The 15,809-nt window shown below is 52.6% G+C and carries 15 protein-coding genes; 8 read left to right on the forward strand and 7 right to left on the reverse strand.

Going from position 1 to position 15,809, the window contains the following annotated elements; translation table 11 throughout:
• Positions 1 to 15: 15 nt before the first annotated feature.
• Complete coding sequence (locus BUB69_RS03850; RefSeq protein ID WP_073162531.1) at positions 16 to 273, reverse strand: LasR-specific antiactivator QslA; 258 nt, start codon at positions 271 to 273, stop codon at positions 16 to 18.
• A gap of 157 nt (positions 274 to 430) precedes the next feature.
• Between BUB69_RS03850 and BUB69_RS03855 the strand changes: the two genes are divergently transcribed.
• From BUB69_RS03855 to BUB69_RS03875, 5 genes are all read left to right on the forward strand, one after another.
• Complete coding sequence (locus tag BUB69_RS03855) at positions 431 to 685, forward strand: helix-turn-helix domain-containing protein (RefSeq protein ID WP_053136465.1); 255 nt, start codon at positions 431 to 433, stop codon at positions 683 to 685.
• Between the two features lie 105 nt (positions 686 to 790).
• Positions 791 to 1,747 carry a TIGR03756 family integrating conjugative element protein gene (locus BUB69_RS03860; protein WP_073162533.1) on the forward strand — a complete coding sequence of 319 codons (957 nt, stop codon included), beginning with the start codon at positions 791 to 793 and terminating at the stop codon, positions 1,745 to 1,747.
• A complete protein-coding gene (locus BUB69_RS03865) occupies positions 1,744 to 3,126 on the forward strand; it encodes an integrating conjugative element protein (RefSeq protein WP_073162536.1) in 1,383 nt (460 codons plus the stop codon). Before BUB69_RS03860 ends, BUB69_RS03865 begins: the two co-directional genes overlap by 4 nt.
• Positions 3,127 to 3,129: 3 nt before the next feature.
• Entirely contained in the window at positions 3,130 to 3,438 is a 309-nt protein-coding gene (locus BUB69_RS03870; RefSeq protein ID WP_073162538.1) for a hypothetical protein, read from the forward strand.
• 10 nt (positions 3,439 to 3,448) lie between these two features.
• A complete protein-coding gene (locus BUB69_RS03875; protein ID WP_073162540.1) occupies positions 3,449 to 4,993 on the forward strand; it encodes a conjugal transfer protein TraG N-terminal domain-containing protein in 1,545 nt (514 codons plus the stop codon).
• A gap of 20 nt (positions 4,994 to 5,013) precedes the next feature.
• Here the strand turns inward: BUB69_RS03875 and BUB69_RS03880 are convergent, their stop codons facing one another.
• Positions 5,014 to 5,379 carry a DUF3742 family protein gene (locus BUB69_RS03880; RefSeq protein WP_073162542.1) on the reverse strand — a complete coding sequence of 122 codons (366 nt, stop codon included), beginning with the start codon at positions 5,377 to 5,379 and terminating at the stop codon, positions 5,014 to 5,016.
• A gap of 454 nt (positions 5,380 to 5,833) precedes the next feature.
• Here BUB69_RS03880 and BUB69_RS03885 point away from each other — a divergent pair, with 454 nt between their 5' ends.
• Both BUB69_RS03885 and BUB69_RS03890 read left to right on the forward strand, forming a co-directional pair.
• Positions 5,834 to 6,160 carry a hypothetical protein gene (locus BUB69_RS03885; protein WP_073162545.1) on the forward strand — a complete coding sequence of 109 codons (327 nt, stop codon included), beginning with the start codon at positions 5,834 to 5,836 and terminating at the stop codon, positions 6,158 to 6,160.
• 133 nt (positions 6,161 to 6,293) lie between these two features.
• On the forward strand, positions 6,294 to 7,253 hold the full coding sequence (locus tag BUB69_RS03890; protein WP_073162547.1) for an ArdC family protein: 960 nt from the start codon (positions 6,294 to 6,296) through the stop codon (positions 7,251 to 7,253).
• Positions 7,254 to 7,383: 130 nt separating this feature from the next.
• Here BUB69_RS03890 and BUB69_RS03895 read toward each other — a convergent pair whose 3' ends face one another.
• Complete coding sequence (locus BUB69_RS03895) at positions 7,384 to 7,581, reverse strand: DUF7740 domain-containing protein (RefSeq protein WP_073163219.1); 198 nt, start codon at positions 7,579 to 7,581, stop codon at positions 7,384 to 7,386.
• 222 nt (positions 7,582 to 7,803) lie between these two features.
• Between BUB69_RS03895 and mobH the strand changes: the two genes are divergently transcribed.
• Positions 7,804 to 9,525: a MobH family relaxase gene (gene mobH, locus BUB69_RS03900; protein ID WP_073162549.1), complete on the forward strand. Its 1,722-nt coding sequence runs from the start codon at positions 7,804 to 7,806 to the stop codon at positions 9,523 to 9,525.
• 267 nt (positions 9,526 to 9,792) lie between these two features.
• On the opposite strand, the gene BUB69_RS03905 is transcribed toward mobH, so the two are convergent.
• The 4 genes from BUB69_RS03905 to BUB69_RS03920 all read right to left on the reverse strand — a co-directional run bounded on the left by BUB69_RS03905 (position 9,793) and on the right by BUB69_RS03920 (position 15,780).
• Positions 9,793 to 12,921, reverse strand: a complete 3,129-nt coding sequence (locus BUB69_RS03905; RefSeq protein ID WP_073162551.1) for an AAA family ATPase — start codon at positions 12,919 to 12,921, stop codon at positions 9,793 to 9,795.
• Complete coding sequence (locus BUB69_RS03910; protein ID WP_073162554.1) at positions 12,902 to 13,450, reverse strand: ABC-three component system middle component 1; 549 nt, start codon at positions 13,448 to 13,450, stop codon at positions 12,902 to 12,904. The genes BUB69_RS03905 and BUB69_RS03910 overlap by 20 nt, the downstream gene beginning before the upstream one ends.
• Positions 13,434 to 14,654 (reverse strand): ABC-three component system protein, encoded by a 1,221-nt coding sequence (locus tag BUB69_RS03915; RefSeq protein ID WP_245825257.1) that lies wholly within the window; start codon positions 14,652 to 14,654, stop codon positions 13,434 to 13,436. Before BUB69_RS03915 ends, BUB69_RS03910 begins: the two co-directional genes overlap by 17 nt.
• A gap of 73 nt (positions 14,655 to 14,727) precedes the next feature.
• On the reverse strand, positions 14,728 to 15,780 hold the full coding sequence (locus BUB69_RS03920) for a ComEC/Rec2 family competence protein (protein ID WP_073162558.1): 1,053 nt from the start codon (positions 15,778 to 15,780) through the stop codon (positions 14,728 to 14,730).
• Positions 15,781 to 15,809: the final 29 nt, after the last annotated feature.

Below are 15,809 nucleotides of genomic sequence, written 5' to 3' on the forward strand. Positions count from 1 at the left end.
AAAGCCAACGGCGGGTTATCGTGATGTTCCTTGAAGCCGCTGCTGAATCCTCAATAAGAATCCAGCCTCAAAAGCGTCTTGGCAGCAACCTGCGGGAAAGGTCTTGCGTGTTTGCGCTAGCTCCCACCACAGTGGAACGTCGCCGGGCGCATCTAGCCAAGCCTGAGCGCATTGCACGCCACGCTCAATCATTGAGGAAAATTCGCTACCCCACGGAGTCAGAAGACTTGGGCAACCATCCGCCGCTGGAATTGAAACGTAGTTTTCGTCCATACACACCTAAATTTCTGATTTATTTTCAGACGCAAAGTCCAGCTTCGAAAACTTTTAAGCGCTCGCTTACAGCCATAAGCCTTCAAATGGCATAGATCAGCCCTAATGCAGACTATATCCCGTGGATTGAGAGTCCCTCAAGGCGCAATTTGCGCGCATGACTCAAGACTACGAACAGCTGCGTCTGCAACTGGCGGAAAACATCCGCTTGATGCGGCGCGTGAAAAACCTTTCCCAAGAGCAGCTCGCGCTAATGGCCGAGGTCGATCGCACCTACGTTAGTCAAATTGAACGATGCACGGGCAATCCGTCGTTGTTAGTTCTTTGTAAGCTCGCGAGCGTTTTCGAAATTACCGCAGATCAGTTACTTGTGGAACCCGAGGTACTGCGTAGCTCCCTTCACGCCAAATAATAGTCTTACGTATCACAAAGCCGATAGATTGGCCTTCATAATTTCCGCTGACAATCTCCAGCCCCTCACCGATTCTGCCCAGGCCATACATATTGAGCCTGGATTATGACTGCCGTCTATTCGTCAATATCGCCCGCAAGACTACGCCCCTTGGCGCTGAGCATCCTACTGGCATGCGGCCCAAGCGTGGCGCTGGACACCGGAAGCATCACGTCCTCCGTGCTTTCGCCAGAGTGTCTCGAATACAGGGTCGTCGGCATTTGCTTCTGGCTGCTCTGCACGCCATTCGGCTGCACAATCAAAACCTCGACCAAGGTTCGTCATTTCATTCCTGAACTGGTGGTCTCAAGCTACACCGCTACGGGCAATAACCCATGGACCGAGATGGCCACCCTCTCCTCTCCTATCAGCGGTGCGGAAGGTGGCGGCAATCTGATCACGCCGAGCGCTCAGCGCAACAACCTGCCCCGTTTCAAGAACGTTGATGGTATCGGCCACCCTGGCGGATGGGCAGCCACGCAACTGGCTTCGCAATCCGGCTACGCCTGCGCCAGCGGCGCAACTGCGTTTATGCCTTACTACTTGAGTACCTTGGACTCACTGGCTTGGCGCCATGGGATACCGGAAAATTTCTACCCCGAGTCACTTGTGACTGGGATCCGCGAAGTCGGCAGTCAAGTCTTAGGAAGCATGTGGGGTAACATTTATCCCCGGCAGGGTTTTCTGGTACAGCCCGACGATTTCAAGGCAGCCGCAGTCATGGCACAACGGGCCGGTGATGTGGTTACCCGAAACTGGCAGCCGCATGTGTACTTACCACTCACACCAGCCAAACGCGACGGCTACTGGCCACCTGGCCCGATCGTCGAAAACGACGCTTCGACCCACAAATGGCAATTGCTCTCCCCCCAAATCCAGCCCACGTGCGCCATCTTCCCCAGCAATCCAGTCCAGAGCGCGGATGGCGGCTACGCCTGGTCGCTTTGGCGTCCCTATAGCTGCTGCAAACGTGAGGGACAGAAGTTTCTATTCAGCATCGACTTCGAAGGAGGTGCTTCATGAGTCGGCTTCTCGCACGACCATGGTTGGGCGCGATGAGTCTGTTGTTCTGTGGACTGTTTGCCATGGCCACGCATGCCCACTCCGCCGAAGGCGATTACCGCCTGGGCACTCAAGGCGAAGTGCTTGATGACCGCGTGATGTACACCATTGGTGGCGGCTCGGCAGTCGGTTCACCGAGTTCGCTCTATCGACCCAGTGGTCTCGGTGTCGGTGGTTCTTGGCGAGCGAACATGATGTGCGGAAACATGAGCCTCACCAACACCCTGCAAAACCAGCTGAACGGCGTCACCGAAGGTTTCCAGCAGATCATGGGCAGTATCGTACAGAACGCGACCCAAGCCGTTATGTCGCTGCCGGCCTTGATCATACAGCGCGCCAACCCAGGTCTCTATGAGTTGCTAAGTAACGGGGTGATGCAGGGGCGCATCGACTTCGACCGCTCCAAGCTGACCTGCCAGGCCATGGCCGAAAAGATGGCGGACAAGGTCGGTCAAGCTGGCTGGGGCGCGCTGGCCAAGAACCAAGAAATGCAAGGCAATCTGGAGCAAACCGGCGGTGATGCGGTGGCCGCGGTGAAAAACACCGAGGCCCATAACGGCAACAATGGAGTGGCCTGGGTCGGCGGTTCAAAGGCCGGAGGTGATGGGCAGACGCCCATTCGTGTGACTTCCGACGTGGTGCGCGCGGGCTATAACCTGCTGCATAACCGGTCAGTAGATGACAGCACCTCAATCAATAGCAGCGACTGCTTAGGTGGGACTATTTGTCAGACCTGGGCTTCGCCCCAAGAGGAAGCCGAATGGGCCGTTCGCGTACTGGGCGAGAGCGAAGTCGCGACCTGTGACAGCTGCGAAACCCTGCGCGCGACCGCGGGTAGCGGATTGACGCCGTTGATCCAGGAGGCCTACAGCGAGCGACTGAAATCCTTGCAAGGGTTGCTATCGGGCTCTCTGCCGCCTACCCCTGACAACCTTGCGAAAGCCTCGAGCCCAATGCTGCCGGTGACCCGTGGCGTGGTTGAAGCCCTGCGCGACGATCCCGACCAGGATCTGCTTGCACGACGCCTGGCCAGCGAGACAGCCTTGTCCAGCGTACTCGACAAGGCGCTCCTGCTACTGCGTACGCTGCTGGCGGGCAGTCACGAACCGAACATCGCTTCCGCCGAGCCGGCGCAAATCGCCTTAACGAAAAACATCGACGCCCTGGAGCGCGAAATACGCCTGCTGCAGACCGAACTGCAGGTTCGCCAGCTGCTGGCTACCAACACCGCCAGTCTTGTGCTCGATCGGCATGCCGGTGGTGCCGATGCTTCGCGTAAAGTCGAGCAAGGCGACCCCGAGCCCGGTCGACTCAATGATGCTGACGCCAGACGAAAGTAAGCCATGAAACGTTCACGGCTATTCACTTTGCTTTCAGGTCTGGGCATTACCGCGGCGATGATCCTGAGCGTCGCACTGGTCGCCTGGATCGGCCTCACTGCACTGGGTAGTTTCGAGGCCTGGCAGCAGGCATTCGCATCCGTAAGACCTTATCTGCGGTGGTGGCGTGCCTTGCTATACAGCGCCCTCTTTGCGATCTGGTGGGATCTACTTCGACGCTACCGACATCGACCACAGGATCGATTGCGCGTGAAGTGCATCGGAGCATTAGGGCTCGTGCTCGTTACTTGCGTCGAACTCACCCGACTGTGAGGCCACCACCATGCTCATGAGCACCAACAGCTACCTCGAGTTTTACCTCTCTCTGCTGGCCTGGATCATCAATAACGGCCTCTGGAGTGTCCTGTCCGACACCGGGCTATTCGCCGCGCCCTTTGGTGCAATCATCTTGCAGGAATGGTTGTCTGCCCGTCAGCAAGGCGCGGATGAAGGCAACAAGGGACTGCTCTCGGTACCGCGGATCGAGAACCGGTTGTGGCTGGCCTACATCGTTGTGTTGTTCGGTTGCGCGCCTGTGTTTCCGTTGAGCCTCTCGTCAATGACGTTCGATGATGCGGCGAGTCAGCGCTGCGGCGTGAGTGTGGCCAAACCAGAAGAAACTGCCTGGGGGACGACCTTCAATACCATTGGCGGACGCTCTGCCAATGTGCCGATCTGGTGGTTCCTGGTACATGCCTTAAGCAAAGGCGTGACTGCGGCGGCCACCGCCTCCATCCCTTGCGCACCGGATATCCGACAAATGCGCATGGAGATCGACAGCTCGCGCATCGACAGTCAGGTCCTGCAGCAGGAAGTTGCCGACTTCACCCGCGACTGCTACGGCTATTCCCGCTCTCGGCTGTTCACCAACCGTCCGCAGTTGGACAAGGCACAAAGTCACGACGCGTCCTGGATCGGCTCAAGCTATTTTCTCGACACTCCGGGCTACTACGACACCGATCGCTCACGTACACCGCGCGTCAACTGGCCGTATGACGACAACCGCGATGTTTCCTTGCCGCGGTTGGAGAATGGCGCGGGCTACCCCACCTGCAAGCAGTGGTGGAGCGACAGTGGTGTTGGGCTACGCGAGCGCTTGATCGAGCAGGTCGATCCTTCGCTGCTGACTCAGCTGAAAGGTTGGTTGACTGGCCGTTCGAGCAACGAGATCGAAGATGCCACCCTGCGTGAGCTGGTCAGCCCGCGCCAGCAATCGATGTCCATGTCGCCCGGACAGGTGTATCAGGACTACGGCTCCAGCGCTCGTGGAGGTTCGATCAATCAGGGTCTCAATAACCTGGCCACCAATACTGGATTGGCACTGGGTTCCTTCAGTAATTTTCCCGCAATAAATGCGCTACGCGCCGCCCTGCCAATGGTGCAGGCGTTCCTGATCATGGGCGTCATCATCAGCTTGCCGTTGATCCTGCTGGTCAGTACCTACCAGCTGAAGACCGTCATGACGGTGACGTTCGCGCTGTTCACCTTGCACATCCTGACCTTCTGGTGGGAGTTAGCACGCTGGGTCGACTCCAGCATGCTCGACACCTTGTACAACCAAGTTTCGGCTTCCAATCAGGTACTGTTGTCGCTGCCAACATCCGGCTTCATGGATGGGACTGTCACCGCGCAGGTGATCGAGTATGTGATGGGGGCGATGTTCATCGTGCTACCGATGCTGTTTCTCGGGGCAATGAGTTGGGCCGGATATAGCGTAGGTTCAGGCGTAGAAGGAATGCTCACCAGGGGAACCCACGCAGCACAGACAGCGAGCTCTAACGGGACCTCTCAGTTGATGAGCGGTGCAAGAATTGTTTCGCGTAAATAGAGCTCAAAATAACCAATAGCCTACTTCAGAGAACCCCATTTATCGTAACGCTCAGGCCGAGACGGTCTATGCATTGGATCGTCGAGATCGTCACTACCTGGAGCGTCTGAACCCTGAAATGGGATAGCTGCTAATACGACAATTGTGCACATCAGCATAAACAACCAGAAGCTGACAAAAAGAAATGCTCCGAACAGAGCGAGCTTGGCAGTCAGAAAACTCCCGCGAACAAGAAATTTACTTGCGGGCACACCTGCGGCCTCCGCACGCTCAACCACGTGGGATTCAAAAGTTTTCAACCTAAGGTAACCACGCTTCACCGACAGACCACAGACATACGCCCAGCGGTGGGCACGTGAACTCTGAACAGGTTGTTGAGTCGGCATGGTCTCGCCCTCTTCTGAGCGTTTTCATGGTTGAGCCTTGAGGAATAGCCTACTACCGAAAACGGCCCATGCCTGACCGTATATCAGTTTCCCCGGTCGAAAAATCCTCATTGGAAGCCAGAAGACAAGTCCCGTGAACCAGCGTCTCTACAGTGATTGACCCAGATAAATCGTACGATTAAATACAAGGTACGGATCGCTGTTATCGACAGCACTTTCCCAGGTAGCCAGAACCTTCAAGGCTACGTCACTTCGATGATGGTTCTTCCCAAGTGCGATTAGCGTTCGGTGGCTCGCACGGTGACCGTTGCCGCGGTGATGAACGCCTACTCCTCATCTAAGTGCCTTCCGAGCTTCGCTCGCCAGGCAAGCTTCTTGTTTTTCTTCAACCCACTGCAGGGAAATCTTTCCCCGCGCGGGACAGGTTTCTTCGAGTTTTCAACGGAGACATACCATGCCCGACTCACTTACACCGGAAATACTGAACACCCTTCGGTTACCCATCGTGTTCACACCTGGCGCGTGGCAACGTGCTGTACTGCTCGAGCAATCCGATCATGCTGAGAAGCTGCAGGTCGATCGGTTGAGCCACGTGTTGCGCGCAGCCTTCGAAGCCCACCTGGCCTATCCACATAAGTCTTACGTGCTGTTCGAGGTAATGCATATTGAACCAGCCGATCACTTAGACCACGACCCGTTGCTGCAATTGAGTCTGAGCTTACTCCAAGAACCGGGTCAACCTGGCGCCTTGCTGATCGCGCTTGCAGGAGAACAGCGCTAAGCGCAATGGGCGGCGCCCACCTCCACATTCGGACGGCATGCAAGACCTGCATCAATCCAACCCATCACCCAACCGGGGAACCCTCCCCCGACGGGCAAGGCGTTCCTCCGTTTTTTCTCTCGAGGAAATTGCCATGCGCGATATCTACCAAGACGTGACAGACAAGATCGTTACTGCGTTAGACCAAGGTGTTGCACCCTGGATCAAACCCTGGTCCTTAAGTGGTTCCGCTTGCATCAGTCATCAACTCTACCCCGTCAACGCCATCACGCGACGTCCGTATTCGGGCATCAATTTACCACTGCTCTGGGCCGAGGCCAGTTTGCAGGGGTTCACTCAAGATCGTTGGCTGACCTTCAATCAAGCAAAAAAAGCGGGTGGGCACATCCGTAAGGGTGAGCACAGCGCTCTGGCGGTGCTCTACAAGCCGATGGAGCGCGAGGAACAGACCGAGTCAGGCCAACCCGTACTTGATGAACATGGTCAGCCCAAGGTCGCTCACTTCGGTATTCTCAGGACGCATTTTCTGTTCAACATCGAGCAAACGGAAGGGCTCGAAATGCTCAATGACACCCTGCTCGAGACGGAACCGAGTGGTCCCTTCCAGCCCAACAGCGCCGCGGAAAATCTGCTGTTAAGTTCAGGTGCACGCATCGTTCATCGGCCTGCCGACGAAGCCTTTTACCACCCGATCAGGGATCTCATCCAACTGCCGACAAAGGCACAATTTCACGATGAAAGCGGGTACTACGCCACCGCACTGCACGAGCTGACGCACTGGACCGGGCATCACACTCGGTTGCAGCGCGAAGGCGTGACGTCAGCCTGTCCGTTCGGCTCGCCAGGCTACGCGTTTGAGGAGTTGATCGCCGAGATGGGCGCTGCTTTTTTATGTGCCTACGCAGGTATAAAGGGGGAGTTGCGGCACGAGGGCTACATCGACTCCTGGCTCGGCCTGCTCAAGGCTGACAAACGCGCGATCTTTCGCGCCAGTGGTCAGGCCCGAAGCGCCTCGGAGTTTGTACTCAACCTGGAGCAGCAACGGAAGCAAATGATAATGGATGACTCACGATGCATGTACGATGGAGTTTGAACGTTATCTCACCGCTGCAATCGCATCACAGGGCCCGACGCAAGTTGGGCCCTTTTTTCTGACACCCAGAAAACCCATGCCGCGAGGCTCTGATACAACGGGTCAGGGATGGGTGCACACCCGTAACCTGTCATTCCGCATCCAGGTTCTGCGCCAGAAAATCCACCAGATTGAGCGGACTCCGGCTGTCGATCACCTTGTAGATCAGATCGCGTTTACTGCGCGGCAACTTCTTGACCACGCTCTTCGCTGAAGCCCTGACGGCTTCGTCGGTCCCATGGATACGTGCCGCGAGCAGCAGCACGAGCGTGGCGTCAGTAAGGTTCATGGCAAGACCCAAAAAATAGGCACCGTAGTGTACCGACTCTTTTCTTTTTCGTACCAGCCCCAACAAAACGATGTGTAGCAGTATCGATATCCCGATTGCCGCGCAAAGGGACACGAGCCAAAAAGGACGGGTAAGGGTTGGAAGGGAATAGGGACTCAAGGGTAAGAGCTCTATCCGAAAAGGCTAAAAGGCCACTGACCCAGCCACCTCCCGGGGGTCACGATGCTCAGTCTGTTTCGCCACAAAAAGCAGAAGCCACCTCCGCCACCGACCGTCAACGTCGCCGAAGGCTACCTACCCGTTGAGTCGGCCCACAGCCTGTTAGCGGCGGACCACCGCTGTCAGTTGCTTGATCGGATTTGGCAGTACACCGCCCTCTCCCACGCGCAGTTCAGCCAGCTCTATTTAAATCCTATACATCGTTACGCCGAACAGGTCCAGCAACTCCCGGCCAGCGAAACACACCACCATGCGTATCTCGGCGGCATGCTCGACCATGGCCTGGAGCTGGTCGCTTGCAGTTTGAAACTGCGTCAGTCGTATCTGCTTCCCACCGGCGCCGCGCCCGAAGACCAAGCCGCCCAGACCGATGCCTGGTCGGCCGGCATCGCCTATGGCGCCCTGCTGCATGACATCGGCAAGATCGCCGTGGACCTGCAGGTCGAACGCCAGGATGGCCGGGTTTGGCATCCTTGGCAGGGTCCCCTGGATCAGCCCTACCGTTTTCGTTACATCAAGGGTCGTGACTACCACCTGCACGGCGCCGCCGCAGGTTTGCTCTACAGCCAGATTCTTGATCGCGCGATTCTCGATTGGCTCAGCGGATTTTCGCCGCTGTGGGCGAGTCTGCTGTATGTCCTGGCCGGTCAGTACGAACGTGCTGGCGTGCTCGGTGAGTTGGTGATGCAGGCCGACCGCGTCTCCACCGCGCAGAATATCGGTGGTAACCCGAGCAAGGCGTTACAAGCACCCATTCATTCGCTGCAACATCACTTGATCAGCGGACTGCGTCATCTGGTTCAACACGAGCTGAAACTCAACCAGCCGGGTGCCGCGGGTTGGCTAACCCAGGACACCCTGTGGCTCGTCAGCAAGGCAGTCACGGACAAGCTGCGAGCCTATCTACTGTCGCAATCAATTGAGGGCATTCCCTCCTCCAACATCGCAGTGTTCGACGAACTCCAGTCGCATGGGTTGGTCGAGTCCACCCCGGCAGGCAAAGCCATCTGGACCGCTCTTGTCGCACAGGGGAACTGGCAGCAAACCTTTACTTTTCTGCGCATTCAACCGGCTTTAATCTGGGGGAGCGAAGACCGCCCCGAGGCTTTCAGCGGAACGGTGAGCAGTGCAGCCGATGACCATTCGACTGACGCTCCGGCATCACCACTATCCCCCAAGCCAGTTAGTACAAGATCAACTCAAAGCTCATCGCAGCCCGATCCACTGGCGATGGAAGATACTGACTACTTAGGAACACTGCTGGACATGTTCGAATTAGCAGACCTCGAGACCGATGACGCGCCGTCCGAAAACCCTATCGAAATCTCAACCCCCCCTTCGGATAACCCTGGCCAGGCATTCTTGAATTGGGTCAAGGAAGGCATCCAGAGTCACAAGCTGGTCATCAATGACAGCAAGGCCAAAATCCATACGGTTAGTGGCAGCGCATTTCTGGTCACACCTGGTCTCTTCCAACGCTACGCGCAGGAGTTTCCCGGTATCTCACAGGGGGCTGATCAAGAAATTGAAGAATGGCGCTGGGTGCAGAAGCAGTTCGAGAAACTGAAGGTCCACAGGAAGCGTGAAAATGGCTTGAACATCTGGACTTGCCAAATCGAAGGTCCGCGGAAGAGAGCGACACTCAAAGGCTATTTACTTGAAGAATCAAAACTGCTGTTCGAATCGATACCATCCGATAATCCCTTTCTTAAACTCGAAAAATAGCAAATTTCCATAGCTTCTACTGAAGTAATTGGTAGCGGCCAAAATATTTGGACCTGCAGTATCCAAGGATAGCGTAAACCAGCTTACTCAACGGCTAAGCTGATTCGAAACGCTAAGGTAGTTCGCAGCGAACCCGCCAGCTAACAATAACTCCCTCAAGATAAGTAATTAGCAGATACTGTGCAATGTGAAAACCAGGCCCTAAAAGCTCCGTCGCCGAGTGATGTATCACGGAAGGGGAAAATTAATCCCCTCCGCGATAACTTACTAATTCAGGAATGGCTCGACCGGCACTACCACCCCAAATTTTTCCAACTGCAGAAACTTTGCGCCCAAAATCTCAGCTGGAATCTTACGCTGCAAAAGGCCGAAGAAGTTTTCATCGTGTGTAGAGATAATAATTTGTTTATCAAACTGTAGACAGATACTGCGCAAAAGATCAATGGTTGAGAGAATATTGATGGAGTCCATCGACTGGATAGGATCATCGATCATCACGACATCGATCGAATTACCCTGATCATCCTTGGCATGAAGCGCGCCGGCCAGAAACACACTGAGACTGAGGATATTGGACTGAGCAGCGCTGAAGTACAGGATTGGAGAAATCAAAATCCCATCTTCGTCACTCACGACAATATTCAAACCGGGCTTATCAGAGTCAAAATCCGGCTTGAATTCTACCTTCTTAAAGGATGGGTGTGGGTCAATTTTTTTGTAGATAATGTTGATGAGATCTTCATAGAAGAAATTATTAATCATTGTCTTCAGCTGTTCGATCACAGCCGACCGCTCCGAACTCAGGAGAATATCAACTTGACTTCGCTGATCCAGCTGAACTTCCAGTTCAGCCAACTCATCTTGAAGGGATAACCGCTTGATGTAGGGTTTAAAGGAAGCCATCAATTCCAACAACAGTTTGAAACTGTTTTCAGCGGTTTCAAGTTGCTCGATGCGCAAGCGACGGGTCTGGAGTTCACTGCTGATCAGTGCTTTGACTTGGTCTAAACTATCCTCTAAGCGAACAACCATCAAAGCTGCAAGGCTTTCATAGAAAGCGTTGATTGCGGACTGAGCGCGAGCCAATTCCAGATCAAGCCCATCTTTCTGAGATCGAAGCTGGGCAAAACTCACCCACGTCCCATCGGACACCATCTTCTGCTGGAGTGCACTGCACTGAATCGTCAGCTTATCAGTAGCGGCCTTGGCGTTAGCAAGTTGAGATTCAAATTTACTCTTCTCGGCCTGACAATATTCAGCCAATTGAGCTGAATTGATACCGTTATTAACCAGGTACTGAGAGACAAGCAGATAGGACGCTTGAGACTTAAGGGTATCGGCTTCCGTTGTCAGCACCTGCAAATCTGCATCAATCTGTGAAACCTTTCGATTGAGCTGTGCAATCTCTTCAGATAACTCAGTTTGGCGATTTACAAGTCCGGAGCGTTTGAGTGAAAGCTGAGCGATCTCGCCTTGAGCACGGGTCAAGAGCTCATCCAGTGCGAGACTCCATACGGTCTTATCGAGTGTGTTAACTCTGTCCTCTAAGGCGCGTTTTTCCACCTCCAGATCAGACTTTTCTCGTTCAATTAGCTCCAGTCTTGCACTCAACTCCTTGATTGTTCCGCGAAGGTCAGCCAACTGCTGCCCATGTGCCTCTTCCGCCACTCGCGTGATAGATTTCACTTCATCCAGCAGCTGCTTACGACGTGTTTCCGACTGTGCGAGAAGTTCCGCGTTTTCCTGACTAAGCCGCGATAGCAGAGTCTGCGATTTAACTTTCAGCCTGAGCTTGTCGGCATCCTCGTGGGGGGCGCTGCACAGCGGGCAAATATTTGACGGCCATGCGCTGAGGTAGTCAAGGCCGGTGGAAATCAAACGTTCATGCACACCCATCTGGTTAGCCAAGGCTGCTTGAGTCGCATGCACAGTTTTGTCATGGAGATCAATGGATTCCAACTCAGTAAAACACTTTGTCAAGCGCTCAATATTCTCTTGACCTAAATATTTAGTGCCTTCAACCGCAGACAAGATAAAGTTTGCAGTAAGTTTGAAACCTGACACTTGCTTCAAGTTGGCTTGAAGGCCATCCAACTTTGCTGTGTCCAGACGAACCGAAACCTCTTTCTCAGCAATTTGCTGAGCGATCAAGTCTATTCGCGCACGATGCGATGTTAGCTCTGCATATATCGGCCCCGCATTATCGATAGAGTTCCTAAGAAACGCAACGCGATCATCAGCCTCTTTGAGCTCCTGAGTGAGATCGCTCATGGCCCTTGCAAACCCTGACAACTGTGCCGCATGACCTGATCGGCTATCTCCCAGCGCTATTTGACGTTTGGCGATCTCATTGAGGCGTGATTCAGACAGAAAGAACCCAACGGAATGATTGATTATGTCAAGAATATTTGTCGAACGCTGACTCGCCTCTAGGACATCGTTTGTGCTTTTTTCATGAGCGTTCAGCAGTTCCTGATAGCCGCCAGCATCTTTTACACCCTGATCAAGACGCGCTGAAATAGCTTTCTGATCGATGAAAAATTGGCTATTAAGTTCAATCTCAGGAATCTTTACCAATCTATCAGCAAGAGTGTCAACCGCCCGGACATTAGCTTCACGTTCTACGTTTAATTCATGCTGTCGGGAGATAAGGCTTGCATTCAGTGCATATTCAGCCTGAGCGGAAAACCTCTCGTCCGCAAGCAAGATGTTCTCACCAGCAGCGTTGAGCTGTGTAGCTATTGCATTGAAACTATCAAAGATGGAGAGGTCAACAGGCTGATCCAGCTCGGCGATAATGGCTTCACGCTGAGAATCCAAAGCCAGCAGCTCAGATTTATTATCAAGGATAAGTGCAGTCAACTCCTTGCGGGCCTTTTCAGTTTTCCCGCCAAAATTTTCCATAAACTTCGTATAGCGTTCTTGCGGCTTCGCCTCCCGGAGGAATCTGTCAATCTCATCTTGACTTAAGATGACACGCCGAAAGTAATCGTTCTCGCGTCCTTTTTCTCCGAAGCGTAAGTCCCGTCCATTAATGCGTATTTTTCCCAACTCTCGTGTAAAAGGAGTAGGCAGCGTAGTTGAAACAACCACCTGAGTTTTAACGTCGTCGTCGACGTATTTATTTCGAAGGATCTCCTGCCCCTTGTCCACGTCCTTGGTCGCGCGGGCAGCGCCTTCATAATTAGCTCTATTGTAGTCGCCACCTAAACGCTCCAAATGATTCGTGACCGCCCATTCGACAGCATCATAAAACGAGCTTTTACCAAATCCATTAGGAGCAAATATCGCAACAAAATTAGAAGGAAGATCGTCAGCATTCGTAAAATCGAATGTGCCTTCTGATTTCATTTTGTAAGCACGAAATGCTTCAATTTCAACCTTTTTGATTTTCATTTTTATTCAGAGATTCTATAATTTCATTTATCATTGACGCGCGTTTTTCCTTGGATTCAATCTTTTGATCTAACGGCGCGCCCCGAACGAATTTCTCCAGCGACAATAAGGGTTCTCGGGTTTCCGCAACACGAGGATCCAGCGCCAAATCTGCTCCTAGGAGCTGTTCTTCCAGGCAGCCAGTTAATTGCTCAACCGTGGGCAATTCAGCATACCCATCAATTATCAATTTACGAGCAGAGTATTTGTTGTTCTCGATCTGGTATTTATCCCAAATTGGCACAGTGCCGATCGTCACAAAAGCGATATATACGTTCCACACAGCGAGGTTTCCGGGAGGTTGGTGGTGAACCGAAACCAGGTTTTGGATCACCCGCCAGTTCGCTACGATATCTGACGGTTTTTTACACAGGCAAGCAATACACGAAATATAGGACAGCAAATCATCTGAGCGAAACATTTGAAATTCAATGCCATCAAACTCAGCAGTAAGAAACTCAAAATCATAATCTTTAATTAATAATTTCATTCAACTTTTTCCTGAGTTCCAGCAGTTGAACCTTACCTGGAGCCAAACTGCGATAGTCAAACTCTTTCTCGATTACGCAGCTTTTGCGCAAACCTTCCAGATGAGTGAGCTTATAGCTGTTGTAAATCGCACTCTCAACTTCATCAATAGAGAACGGACCTTGGTTCGGAACGGTTGCAATATTGCTAATTACATTCTCAAGCACAAAGTCTGGAGGAAAGGGTTGCGCTGCAGCATCAGGCGAGGCGACCACAAGGGTGCCGTTTTTGTCGAGCAACTTACGGGCAATTTTGAGAATTTCATCCAAGCGGCCAAGCCAGTTGGTGACATCGCTGGTGTACAGCAGGCGACGCTTCTTATCGATCCCGCCGATATAGTCGTTATCCGCAATTCCAGCACCATCCATGAGTGCGGAGATCACAACAAACTCTAAATATGCAATCCACAACTCTCGTGCTTCCAGCACGCTGGACTGCCCCGTGTCTATCAATAACTGGACATCATAGTGCTTCATGATTTCGTAAGGAGCCGGCATTCCGCTCTCGATTAATGAGTCTGCGAAACCAATTAATGCAGTTTTCAGATGCTGAACATTACTGGGATCAATCACATTGAATGCGAAAATCCTATCCCGCACTCTCGAAAAGCACTCCATATGTGGCGGAATCATTGGTGCACTTGAATGGAGGGTGAGGAGTTCGGTGTATCGAGCTAGGCCATGACAATCGACGCGGCCATACTGGTGATCCAGACAACTGGCCTCCATCTCGAATTCCACTCCCACCAAATACGGATAATCGTTATCTATATGGTATACGCCACCTCCAGACATCCCTTGAATGATGTCTTTACTCGGAATACCCGCCAATTCCAGGGTTATAAGGTCGTTGACCACGCTGGCCGCGTGGCCAGTCCGATGCTTGATTGGTGTTGCACTCGCCCTTTCCGCTTTTGGGAGGCCCACAAAAGTGAGGTTGGCCTGGAGTGGCAAGTGAGCGGCACTCCAGGATTTCTGAGATAGGTCAGCCTGATGCGTAATTTTTAATACTGCGCAATCTAAGGATTCCTGCTGACCCACCTTGGGGAAAACCAAGACGCCCAGCACTTCAATGGAATTCTGATTATGGTCAACTACCACGTTACGAGCAGCGTCTTCAAAAACGGCGTGCCTGGCCGTGAGCACGTAGGAAAATTCCTGAGTCATGGCATTCACCAGAACACCGCTTCCGCCATTAACCATTACACAGTATGACTGCATAATTTCCGAAACTGTCTTATTAGAATCTGATTTCATCATCGAGCACTTCTAGACGCGAGGAGTATTCCTCAATTTCATGAGCTAGTAGCAGGGGAGCGACCACATGATCATAATTAAAACACACTTTACCCCGAGTAGATTTTATGATTCTGGCGATCGTCCTTTTGTTCGGAAGCCCATGCCTAGATCCATCAGTGGACACAATATAAATCGGCGAATCCAGAACCCCCAACAAATCGCTACTGGTATTGTATTGGCTTCCGTGATGCGACAATTTTACAAGATCCAATTGAAGCTTGTTGGTTTCGCTGTGATCAAAAGCCCGTAAGCTTTCGCACACTACGCCATCGTGTGCATCTCCTAGAAAAAGCATGCGCCTACCATCTGCCTCGAGTATAAATGCTATAGAGCTACCGTTATAAATAGAGGCATCAGAATGAAACTTATCGTCTAACCAGATATCTTGAAACGCTAAATGATAGTCAGTGTCGTGCGCCGAGGTCTTTCCTGAATCAACTTCGAAAGGCCAAACATTCAATAACTTCATAAGTTGCTCACGACTAGGCGACAACACCTTGAACGTAAAGGGGCCAGCTTTATAAGTTTGCCCTGCCATTACGAGCGGAGCTCGAACGCAGCCAATCTTATCAAGCAATTCTTCCAGGTCTTTTCCTTGCTTGACCGATGTTTGCGGATCGTCATCAAGCAGCTTGATATTATTTTCGGGTATTTCGGGCACATCAAAATGACGTGTGATCAATCGCGAAGAATTAAACCAGATGGATTTGACCATATCACCTAGATAACCAGGTTTCTCAAAGGCTTTGATAAGTCCATTGATATGATCGTCATCAATGTGGGTGAGGATGGCTAGATCGATGTGCTGCCCTTTGGCTTTCAAATCATCGAGGGTATTGCACAGCGCACCGGCGTAAAGCTGCCGTGGCCCATGCCTGAAGGTCGTAGACGTTCCTCCATCTATCAGCAGATTGAACACCCCGCCAGGCCCCTCATGGCTGACGAGAATGCAGTCTCCTTGCCTCGCTTTGAGAACGCGGACGATTATAGCCATCAGGACTCCCTGTCACTGCCTGGCTCTGC

The organism is Pseudomonas asturiensis, assembly GCF_900143095.1.
GTDB lineage: Bacteria > Pseudomonadota > Gammaproteobacteria > Pseudomonadales > Pseudomonadaceae > Aquipseudomonas > Aquipseudomonas asturiensis.

Coding starts and splice junctions, on each gene's coding strand:
- BUB69_RS03850 (WP_073162531.1), bottom strand. CDS start 273: ATGGACGAAAACTACGTTTCAATTCCAGCGGCGGATGGTTGCCCAAGT.
- BUB69_RS03855 (WP_053136465.1), top strand. CDS start 431: ATGACTCAAGACTACGAACAGCTGCGTCTGCAACTGGCGGAAAACATC.
- BUB69_RS03860 (WP_073162533.1), top strand. CDS start 791: ATGACTGCCGTCTATTCGTCAATATCGCCCGCAAGACTACGCCCCTTG.
- BUB69_RS03865 (WP_073162536.1), top strand. CDS start 1,744: ATGAGTCGGCTTCTCGCACGACCATGGTTGGGCGCGATGAGTCTGTTG.
- BUB69_RS03870 (WP_073162538.1), top strand. CDS start 3,130: ATGAAACGTTCACGGCTATTCACTTTGCTTTCAGGTCTGGGCATTACC.
- BUB69_RS03875 (WP_073162540.1), top strand. CDS start 3,449: ATGCTCATGAGCACCAACAGCTACCTCGAGTTTTACCTCTCTCTGCTG.
- BUB69_RS03880 (WP_073162542.1), bottom strand. CDS start 5,379: ATGCCGACTCAACAACCTGTTCAGAGTTCACGTGCCCACCGCTGGGCG.
- BUB69_RS03885 (WP_073162545.1), top strand. CDS start 5,834: ATGCCCGACTCACTTACACCGGAAATACTGAACACCCTTCGGTTACCC.
- BUB69_RS03890 (WP_073162547.1), top strand. CDS start 6,294: ATGCGCGATATCTACCAAGACGTGACAGACAAGATCGTTACTGCGTTA.
- BUB69_RS03895 (WP_073163219.1), bottom strand. CDS start 7,581: ATGAACCTTACTGACGCCACGCTCGTGCTGCTGCTCGCGGCACGTATC.
- mobH (WP_073162549.1), top strand. CDS start 7,804: ATGCTCAGTCTGTTTCGCCACAAAAAGCAGAAGCCACCTCCGCCACCG.
- BUB69_RS03905 (WP_073162551.1), bottom strand. CDS start 12,921: ATGAAAATCAAAAAGGTTGAAATTGAAGCATTTCGTGCTTACAAAATG.
- BUB69_RS03910 (WP_073162554.1), bottom strand. CDS start 13,450: ATGAAATTATTAATTAAAGATTATGATTTTGAGTTTCTTACTGCTGAG.
- BUB69_RS03915 (WP_245825257.1), bottom strand. CDS start 14,654: ATGACTCAGGAATTTTCCTACGTGCTCACGGCCAGGCACGCCGTTTTT.
- BUB69_RS03920 (WP_073162558.1), bottom strand. CDS start 15,780: ATGGCTATAATCGTCCGCGTTCTCAAAGCGAGGCAAGGAGACTGCATT.